The following is a 6,793-nucleotide window of genomic DNA, read 5'->3' as shown; positions in this document are numbered from 1 at the left end:
CCGCGACCGCCATCGCGCAGAAGAACCGGTGACCGCGGCAGAACGACGAAGGCCGGGTCCGCGACTGCGAACCCGGCCTTCGGCTGGTGGAGCTACGGGGATTCGAACCCCGGACCTTCTCATTGCGAACGAGACGCGCTACCAACTGCGCCATAGCCCCAAAGCGAGATCGAGATTACCACGCGATCAGATGGGTCCCGAACCCGGGGCGCGACGGCCCGTCAGTCACCGACGGCGCGACGGCCGACGTCGGAGTCGGAGTCGCTCTCGGGGACGCCCGTCCCGGCCGCACCGGCGGCAGGACCGTCACCGAAGTCGATCGTCCGGACCGTCCGCGCGACGGCGGGCTTGGTGACGTAGGTCGGAAGGGTGACCGGCACCGGGTCCCAGAGCGTCGTGCCCGAGGTGGTGGCCGACGCGATCGCGTCGTGCACCTGCTGGTCGAGCGCACCCTCGGGCAGCGGACCGCGGACCATCACGTTGCGTCGAGCCGGCTCGTGGTCCTCGATCTGGCCGGAGAGGATCACGGTCATCTCGGTGTCGGGATCGACCTGGAGCTCGACGTCGCCCTCCGCCTCACGCGCAGCGCGTCGCTCGTCACGACGGGCCTCGCGACGGCGGGCACGGGCGGCGCGGGCCTCCGGGTCACTCACCCTCGGCAGCCGCACCGGTCGGCCGATCTCTCGGCGCACCATGACACGGCACAGCACCAGCCACGCGACGACCAGACCACCGGGGATCGCGGCGGCCCACGGCAGCAGGATGCCGGCCACGGACAGGCCGCCGACGACGGCGCACGCCGTGAGGAGGGTCAGCAGCACCCGACGACGACGGCGGGCCGCGAGACGAGCGGCCCGACGGTTGTGACGGCGCGGTGCGGGACGAGACTCGGACGCCTCGGCGGGCACGGCCTCGCTCTCGTCGGCCGGGGCGGGCGAGGCATCCGGAGTCACCTGGTCAGTGTCGTCCTTGCGGTGGGTGAGCACCCGCAGCGCCCCGGAGAAGCTGGTCACCGACCCGGCGCGCGTCGCCTCCTCGTGGCGCCGGAGCGCCAGAGGAACGCCGTACGCCACCCAGATGGCGATCACGGCTGCGAAGATCAGACCGGTACCCACAGATGAACCGTACGTGCTGCGGACGGTCACCCCTGCGGACCTCGCCCGGTGTGTCGCGCGGCGGTTCTTGCGGTGTCAGCGATCGACGCCGGCCGCGTCGGCCCTCGCGATGAGCCCGCCGGGCAGAACCTGCTCGGCGGTGATCGCGAACAGCAGGTGGTCGCGCCACGCCCCGTCGATGTGCAGGTAGCGCGGCGCCAGCCCCACCCGGTCGAAACCGAGCTTGTCGACGATGCGCAGGCTCGAACGGTTCTCCGGACGGATCGCGATCTCGATGCGGTGCAGTCCGAGCGCCTCGAAGCAGTGGTCGGTGGCGAGAGCCACCGCCGTGGTCGTGATGCCGCGACCGGCGTACGGCCGCGCGATCCAGTAGCCGATCTGCGCCCAGCGCGCCGAGCCCCAGGTCATCCCGGACACCGTGACCTGGCCGATCATCTCGTCGCCGCCGCCGTACGTCGTCACGAACGGGAGCGCCCGACCCTGGGACGCCTGCTGCCGCAGCGAACGGACCGCCGCGCCGTACGAACGCGTCCCGGACGGCGCCGATCGCGGCAGCGTCGCCTCCCACCGGCCCAGCCAGTCGGACGACTCCTGCCGCAGCCGCGCCCACACCCGTGCGTCACCGCGGCGGATGGGGCGCAGGCCGACGTCGCCGTGCTGAAGCGTCGCCGGCCAGCCCGCGCTCAGGACGCACCTCCGGCGTCACGGACGTGGTCGACCCCGGCCACCTGCTCGACGGCATGGACGAGGACGTCGGCCAGCACGGCCAGCCCGTCGCGCACACCACCGCGCGAGCCCGGGAGGTTCACGACGACCGTCTGATCGGCGACCCCGGCCCGGCCGCGCGACAGCATGGCTGTCGGCACCCCGTGGGCGACGCCGTACGCGCGAATCGCCTCGGCCACTCCCGGAAGCTCGCGGTCCAGCACGTTCGCGGTCGCCTCGGGCGTGGCGTCCGTGGGACTGATCCCCGTCCCGCCGGTGGTGACGACGGCCGCGTGACGCAGGTCGACCGCTTCCCGGAGCGCCTCCTCGACAGGTGGTCCGTCGGGCACGACGAGCGGCTCGTCGACGTCGAACCCCCACTCGCGCAGGGCCTGCACGATCATCGGCCCGGTGGTGTCCTCGTAGACTCCGGCCGCGGCGCGGTTGGAGCAGGTGATCACGAGCGCCTTCACGTCGACCAGTCTCCGCTCTTGCCGCCCGACTTGGCGCGGACCCTGATCTCGGCGATCACGGCGTGCTTGTCGACCGCCTTGATCATGTCGACGACGGTGAGGGCCGCGACGCTGACCGAGGTCAACGCCTCCATCTCGACACCCGTCCGTCCCGTCGTCCGCACGGTCGCTGCGATCTCGACACCGTCGTCGACGACGTCCAGGTCGACCTCGACCCCGGTGATGGCGAGCGGGTGGCACAACGGCACGAGGTCGGGCGTGCGCTTGGCCGCCATGATGCCGGCGACCCGCGCGACCCCGAGCGCGTCGCCCTTCGGCACGTCACCGGACCGCAGGAGCGCCACGACCTCAGGGGTCGTCCGGACCATCCCGGTGGCGCGGGCCTCGCGACGGCTCTCGTCCTTGGCGGAAACGTCCACCATCCGTGCGGCACCCTGGTCGTCGACGTGGGTCAGACGCGGCTCGCCCATCAGAAGTCCCTGTCCAGGACGAGGACCTTCGCCGTGTCGCCGACGTGCAGCGCCGTCTCGTCCTCGTCGACGGAGATCAGGCAGTTGGCCCGCGCCAGGCCGGCGATCAGGTGGGATCCGGGGCCGCTCACGGGCGTCACACCGGCGCCGCGGGGTGAGACCTCGAACCAGCCGCGAAGGTACTGGCGGCGACCGGCAGGCGAGCGGATCTCCTCGGTCATGGTCGCCTGGATCAGCGGGCGGCGGTACGGGAGCCTGCCCATCATCCGCCGGAGCATCGGGAGGACGAAGACCTCGAACGACACGTACGACGACACCGGGTTGCCCGGCAGCGTAACGATCGGCGTCCGGTCGTCACCGACGGTCCCGAAGCCCTGTGGCTTGCCGGGCTGCATCGCGACCTCGCAGAACTCGACGGTCCCGAGGTCGGACAACGCGGCCTTCACGACGTCGTACGAACCCTTGCTGATCCCGCCGCTGGTGATGACGAGGTCGGCGCGGACGAGCTGGTCGGAGAGCACGTCGGCGAACTCACGGGGGTCGTCGGAGGTGATGCCGACCCGGTAGGCGATCGCACCGGCCGCCCTCGCGCACGCGGCGAGCATGTAGGAGTTGCCGTCGTAGATGGAGTCGTAGTCCAGGCGGGCACCAGGCTCACGCAGCTCGGTCCCGGTCGACAGGACCACGACGCGCGGGCGCGGACGCGCCTTGAGCCGGGCGAAACCGAGCGAGGCGAGGAGCCCCACCTCGCGCGGGCCGAGCACGGTGCCGGCCTCCGCGACCAGCTCACCCGCGGCCACGTCCTCGCCGGAGGGGCGGACGTTCTCGCCGGCCCGACGGGCCTGGTAGACCTGCACCTCGGCGTCGCCGCCGTCGGTCAGCTCGATCGGCACCACCGTGTCGGCCCCGGACGGCAGCGGTGCACCGGTCATGATCTTGACCGCGGTCTTGGAGGTCAGCGCCATCGGCGTGCTGGAGCCGGCGGCCTGCTCGCCCACGACGGGCAGCCGCACCGGGAACTCCCGGTTGGCACCGTGCACGTCGACCGCACGGACGGCGTAGCCGTCCATCGCGGAGTTCGTGAACCGCGGGAGGTCGATCGGGCTCACGACGTCGTCCACGAGCGGCAGGCCCATGGACTCCAGCAGCGGCTGCTCGTACGGCTGGAGCGGGCCGATCAGGTCGAGCAGCTTCGCGAGGTGCTCGTCGACGGTACGCATGAGCGACAGCCTAAGACCCTTCGAGCACCGTTCCGTCGTCGATCGTCCCCGGTGAGCCCTCGGCGGGCACCGTGACCTCCCCGACGACACGGACACCGGCCCCGAAGGTCCAGTCCCCCTGCACCCTGAACCCCGTGGCGTCGGCCAGCGAGACAGGTCCACGGGGGAACCGCGCGTCGAAGTCGCGGACCAGCTTGTAGTGCTTCTTGTCGAGCCTCACCAGCGGCGCGTCCTCGCGGCGCGCGACGAGGTGGAAGTCCTCGTCGAGGTCGTAGAAGTCCGACCGGACCAGCAGCAGGTCGTCGGTCGTCTTGACCGGCAGGAAGCGTTCGCGCTCCACCTCGATGGCGACGGCACCGTCGAAGACCTCGACCGCCGCACCCATCGCGGACTCGACCTGGATCACCTCCGGCGAGGTCGGGTCCGTCGGGTCGACGGTCTTGACGTTCTTGATCAGCGGGAGCCCCAGGACGCCGTCGCGCGCCTCGATGACGGCCGCGAGCGCCTCGAGGTCGAACCAGAGGTTGTTGGTGTGGAACCAGCGGTGGCGGGTGGTGTCGTCGGCGAGCGCCTGGTCCTCCTTCGGCGTCTGTGCCGTCTCGCGCAGCACGAGCCGACCGTCGGACTTGCGACGGACGAGGTAGCCGCCCTTGACGTCGGCCGGAGTACGGCGGCACACCTCGGCGGCGTACGGCGCGGAGGACTGCGCGAACCACCCGGCCATCCGCGGGCTGGGATAGCTGCCGAGGTTGTCGGAGTTCGAGACGGAGGCGTAGCGGTACCCGGCCTCGATCAGAGCCGCGAGCGTGCCGGACGCGTCGAGCGCGGTGTAGAGGTCTCCGTGGCCGGGCGGAGTCCACTCCAGAGTCGGGTCCTTCGGCCACGACACCGGCGTGAGGTCGTCGGCACGCAGCTTGGGCTCCTTGTTCTGGAGGAAGTCCAACGGAAGGCCCTCGACCGGGACGTCCGGGTGCTGGGTCAGCGCGTCCAGCGTGTCCTCGCGGGTCCGGAAGCTGTCCATCAGGATCAGCGGGAGGTCGGTGTCGTAGACGCTGCGCACGCGCCGTACCTGCTCCACCACGATGTCGAGGAACGTCCGCTCGCCACGGACCGGCAGCAGCGACTTGGCCTTGTCCATGCCCATCGAGGTCCCGAGCCCGCCGTTGAGCTTGATGACGACCGTGCGCGCCAGAGCGTCGCGCATCTGGCTCTCGTCCACCTGGGCGTCGGCCAGCCTCGGCGGCGGGTCGAGCGGGTCGATGTCGGACTCGTGGATCATGCCGGTCGCGCCGGCCTCAAGCTCGGCGTAGTGGTGGGCGAAGACCTCGATCGCCCGAGGAGGGACTCCCGCCGCCACCATCGTCTCCCGAGCCGCGGTCAGTCCCTGTTCACTCATGCCGCTCATCGTAGGCACTACCGTCGTCGTGTGACGGACAAGAGACTGCTGCGCGAGCAGCTGCTCGAGGCCCGCGCCGACCTCGACGAGGCCGCGGTGGCCGCCGCCGGCACGGCCCTGGGCCGTCGCGCCCACGCTCTCGTCCGCGAGCACGCCGGACGTTCGGTGGCGGCGTACCTGTCGGTCGGTCGGGAGCCGCCCACCTGGCCGCTGCTCGACGCGCTGCTCGCCGAGGACGTCGAGGTCGTCGTCCCCCGGGCGCTCCCCCGCAGGCAGCTGAGCTGGGTCCGGTACGCCGGCCGGGACGCGCTGGTCATCGGTCGGTTCGGCATCCCCGAGCCTCGTGGCGAGGCAGTCCCCGACGCCCTGGCGGGCACCGACGTCGCGATCGTGCCCGCGCTCGCGGTCGACGCCGCCGGGTTCCGTCTCGGCCGCGGCGGCGGCTACTACGACGAGGCGCTCGCGTCGTGCGAGCGTCCCCTGCGGGTCGCGCTCGTCTACGACCACGAGCTCGTCGACGACGTCCACCCGGAGGCTCACGACCAACGCGTCGACGTGGCGCTCAGCCCGGCCAGGACCGTCGAGCTGCCTCCGCGCTGACGAGGTCGCTCAGTGTTCGAGCCGGGGCGTCAGCGTCAGCTCGTCGTCGGCCGCCGCCTTGACCTTCTCAGGCGAGAACGGCCAGGCCAGGGTCTTGCCGTCCGCCCACAACGAGGTCTGGTCGACGTAGTTGCCGTGGAACGCGTGCCCGGAGACGCCCGTCAGGTTGATCCACCGTGAGCGGTCCAGGTCGTCGAGGTCGACGACCATCCGCATCGACGGCACCGCGGTCACCTCGTAGCCCTTCGCCGCGTCCCACGCGGTCGCGTCGACGAGACCGGACCCGCCGGCGACAGCGTACGGCCCGCGGTTGAACAGCCGCTCGACGAGCGCGATCCCCGACGTCCCGAGCGTCTGGTTCTCCAGAGTCAGCGTGTGCACCCGTCCCCACGTCCACCGGGTGGGATCCAGCGACTGCAGCCGCGTCATCTCGTCGCGGGCGTCCCGCATCGCCGTCCGAAGGACGTCGTCGCGCGTCTCGCGCTCCCGCTTGGTCGTCCGATCGTCCCACCAGCTGCTGTCGGGTGCGTTGAGGAGCCGGCGGACCACCTCGAACCAGCGCTCGCCACCCGCCGGCCACACGTCCTGGGGCAGGTCGTCGTGGAACGTGCGGGCCAGCAGGTTGCGCCACACCGAGGCGAAGTAGGCAGCGGCTCCGGAGTCGCGGTCCTGCTTCATGTCCCAGTCCCGAAGGAGGTCCTGCCCGTCGGCGTAGTAGCCCGAGCCGAGGTCGACCTCGAGGAGGTACGGCATCAGGGTGTTGGCCTGGCTGTTGTAGGTGTCGTTCTGGGTCCGGGACATGTCGTCGACGTCC

General features: G+C 71.5%; 8 protein-coding genes and 1 tRNA gene. 1 reads left to right on the top strand and 8 read right to left on the bottom strand.

Features of this window, described 5'->3' with window-relative positions; all coding sequences use genetic code 11:
* Positions 1–84 precede the first annotated feature (84 nt).
* From PV363_RS14450 to PV363_RS14420, 7 genes are all read right to left on the bottom strand, one after another.
* Positions 85–160 (bottom strand) — tRNA-Ala (locus PV363_RS14450).
* A 61-nt stretch (positions 161–221) separates the two neighbouring features.
* Entirely contained in the window at positions 222–1,115 is an 894-nt protein-coding gene (locus PV363_RS14445; RefSeq protein ID WP_301022678.1) for a hypothetical protein, read from the bottom strand.
* Between the two features lie 75 nt (positions 1,116–1,190).
* Positions 1,191–1,748 (bottom strand): GNAT family protein, encoded by a 558-nt coding sequence (locus PV363_RS14440; RefSeq protein WP_301022679.1) that lies wholly within the window; start codon positions 1,746–1,748, stop codon positions 1,191–1,193.
* Between the two features lie 50 nt (positions 1,749–1,798).
* Positions 1,799–2,293 (bottom strand): MogA/MoaB family molybdenum cofactor biosynthesis protein, encoded by a 495-nt coding sequence (locus tag PV363_RS14435; protein WP_220343584.1) that lies wholly within the window; start codon positions 2,291–2,293, stop codon positions 1,799–1,801.
* Positions 2,290–2,763 carry a cyclic pyranopterin monophosphate synthase MoaC gene (moaC, locus tag PV363_RS14430; RefSeq protein ID WP_220346176.1) on the bottom strand — a complete coding sequence of 158 codons (474 nt, stop codon included), beginning with the start codon at positions 2,761–2,763 and terminating at the stop codon, positions 2,290–2,292. Before moaC ends, PV363_RS14435 begins: the two co-directional genes overlap by 4 nt.
* Positions 2,763–3,983, bottom strand: a complete 1,221-nt coding sequence (glp, locus tag PV363_RS14425) for a gephyrin-like molybdotransferase Glp (protein ID WP_301022677.1) — start codon at positions 3,981–3,983, stop codon at positions 2,763–2,765. The genes moaC and glp overlap by 1 nt, the downstream gene beginning before the upstream one ends.
* Before the next feature lie 10 nt (positions 3,984–3,993).
* Positions 3,994–5,379, bottom strand: a complete 1,386-nt coding sequence (locus PV363_RS14420) for a UTP--glucose-1-phosphate uridylyltransferase (protein WP_301022676.1) — start codon at positions 5,377–5,379, stop codon at positions 3,994–3,996.
* A gap of 30 nt (positions 5,380–5,409) precedes the next feature.
* Between PV363_RS14420 and PV363_RS14415 the strand changes: the two genes are divergently transcribed.
* Complete coding sequence (locus PV363_RS14415) at positions 5,410–5,979, top strand: 5-formyltetrahydrofolate cyclo-ligase (RefSeq protein WP_220366168.1); 570 nt, start codon at positions 5,410–5,412, stop codon at positions 5,977–5,979.
* Between the two features lie 9 nt (positions 5,980–5,988).
* On the opposite strand, the gene PV363_RS14410 is transcribed toward PV363_RS14415, so the two are convergent.
* On the bottom strand, positions 5,989–6,793 hold an 805-nt coding region (locus PV363_RS14410; RefSeq protein ID WP_301022675.1), incomplete at its 5' end, for a penicillin acylase family protein.

This window comes from Mumia sp., from assembly GCF_028803055.1.
Taxonomy (GTDB): Bacteria; Actinomycetota; Actinomycetes; order Propionibacteriales; family Nocardioidaceae; genus Mumia.
This window is presented reverse-complemented; position numbering and strand designations above follow the sequence as displayed.